Annotated in this window: 3 protein-coding genes; all 3 read right to left on the bottom strand. The window is 39.8% G+C overall.

Features of this window, described 5'->3' with window-relative positions; translation table 11 throughout:
• The coding region (locus FTT75_RS15565; RefSeq protein WP_180186814.1) for a relaxase/mobilization nuclease domain-containing protein at positions 1–1288 on the bottom strand (1288 nt) is incomplete at its 3' end.
• Complete coding sequence (mobC, locus tag FTT75_RS15560; protein WP_159124546.1) at positions 1272–1760, bottom strand: plasmid mobilization relaxosome protein MobC; 489 nt, start codon at positions 1758–1760, stop codon at positions 1272–1274. The genes FTT75_RS15565 and mobC, both read right to left, overlap by 17 nt.
• A 309-nt stretch (positions 1761–2069) precedes the next feature.
• On the bottom strand, positions 2070–2382 hold a 313-nt coding region (locus FTT75_RS15555; protein WP_180186812.1), incomplete at its 5' end, for a hypothetical protein.

Raw genomic sequence — 2382 nt, 5'->3', positions numbered from 1 at the left:
CAATTTTTCCGTCAAAAGGCTCTGCAACTGACTCTCTATTGTCTCTCTCTGCCCCTCTATCGCTTGCTGTACTTGGTGTTGAATGCTGTTCTGCAGGAGCTTTTCGTCGATTCTGAGGCTCTGCAACTGCTTGTTGACTTGAGCCTGTAGAGCGTGAATTGAGGTTGAAAACGAATCTATGCTCGATTTCACTTTTGATATTTCCGATAGGTCTATATTCGCTAACTGCGTTTGCAGTGCGTCTATTTGCTCCGTATAGCTCGCTGTTAGCGATTTTATGGCTTTGGGTGATAGATTCCCTATTTCGGTCAAAATCGCTCTGAGATGCGATTTTATGGCCGATGTTGTCTGCTGTACTTCGTTTAAAAGTATAGTGCTGTTGGTGATAGGTCTCTCGCTTTGCTCGATAGTCATCTCGAACGTTTTCAGCGTTTCGGAGAGCTGTTGCAAGCTCTGCTGTAGTTGGTCGGCTTTCTGCTGCTGCTCTGAGATGCTCTGAATAAGCGTTAATTTCGAATTGTTCATGATAAAAGTCGCCTCTAAGTCGATGTCTTTTGCCACTTTTCAAAGTGGCAGTTAAGTATTCTTTACTTTGTTTGACCGATGCGATTCCTTCCAGTTGCTCAATACACTGGACAATATCTGCTCTGTTTTTTACTGTCAGAGTCCTTAAAAATGTTTGTACGTAGTTATCAACGAGCTTGCCAAACTGCTTTTTTGTAAGCGCCTCAAGATCTTGACCTGTAAAAATATTTTTAGCTTGAGCGTTGAGTTTTGCGACATAGTTTGGCTCTTGTGTCGTTTTCATCAAAAGCAGATCATCGGGGCGTGACCACTGGTACTTTGTGTTGAAGTAATCACGTAAAGAATCAAAATGCTTTTCATGGCCGGGTGGGGCAATATTGAGTGATTTACCGCTTTGAATATCTAGGCGTGGTGCTAGAACGTGGATATGCTTCGAGCCGTCATCGTCTGTGTGAAGCACGGCAAAAAGGTGGTACTGTGAGGGATCTAGTCCCGAAAAAGCATGCTTTTCAAACTCGTCTAAGACTTCTTTTATTTGTTCATCTGTCGGACTGTCTTCTTTTGACCATGCGATCACGCCACTGGTGTACTTCCACAAATGTGGACTTGAGTCACAGATGGCGTTAAATGTAGTCGCATCACCACGCAAAACATCAACACCTGCCCGAACATTGCCAAGATGATCGAACTTATCTAAAACATACGCTGAAGCGTGTGCGGCCGATCCTTTACCGTGATTTAAAAATTTAATATGCACTTTCATCCTCCTCAGCAAGCTGTATCGAAGACAATTGCTTTTTAAGCCTTTCAGGGCTTTGTCTGCTGATTTTCGGAAGTGCAGGAAATACTTGTTCTAACTCGGTTTGAATGCCTTTTAAAACTGAAAAAATGCTGAAAATATCTAACTTGCGTTGCTCTTGCGGATCAGCATTTTTGATGATGTTCAATGCTCGTGCAATTTGGTTTAAGTTGTTCCCGATTTTGGATAGCTCAAGCAGTAAAGCAGGATCTGTTTTTTGATAGCGTTTAACCACTTCAATCACTGTTTTAACTTTGAGTCTAGGCTTCCTTTCATATTCTTCTGGTCGTCTTACGGTTACAGCATCTTGCATGATTTCCCTTTGAATTAAAGAGAGAATGAAGTCTGTAAAATTCGTGTTCTCTTTTTCGAGGTGCTGCTCAAGTTGTTCTAGCTGTAACTCTGTGAGTCTGAAAATTTTAGTTTTATTTCGCATATACACATCCCACTAACAGGCTTTTGGTTTTGCTTTTAAGTCAACTTTGTTGACTTGCCCATCTTGATGGGCTTGGGGTCTTAGGGGTTTCCCCTAACAAGTCCCTGTATATCAAAATTCGAAGAATTTTGTATATACAGGTAGGCTTGCTTATCTTATTTAGTCATCTAATAGTATTCTACTATATCGTGAAAGATTTATATAAAAAGATCAAAAAAAGGGTTTATCAGCTAATAATACCTAAATTTGTATATGAGTTTTTATGTTGAAATTATGATGGAAATGGGGACTGGCTCATTTACATAACTTTTAAAGGGGAGAAGCAATCCAATAGCCGTAGGTAGAACAAACTTCAGGAATAAAGCGAGTAACAGATTTTGGTATTACTGATGACGGCCCTCCACTAAGGATAATTTCATTACCTATAAAAACTTTATGATTATTAAATTTATTGGTGATGCTAATCCTACCGTCCTTTGTATATTCTAACTCATGATTATTAGCCCAAATAATAAATGAACCGGTATCACTACCAAGCCGAATACAACCATAAGGATCTACATGCAATTTCCCACCAGTAATGGTTACTCTTGAACCAGAATTAGCATGTTTAATAAAAATG

This window comes from Acinetobacter sp. YH01008 (assembly GCF_013420435.1).
Lineage (GTDB): Bacteria > Pseudomonadota > Gammaproteobacteria > Pseudomonadales > Moraxellaceae > Acinetobacter > Acinetobacter pseudolwoffii.
Note: the sequence above shows the minus strand (reverse complement) of the source record. Positions and strands in the feature narration are given on the sequence as shown.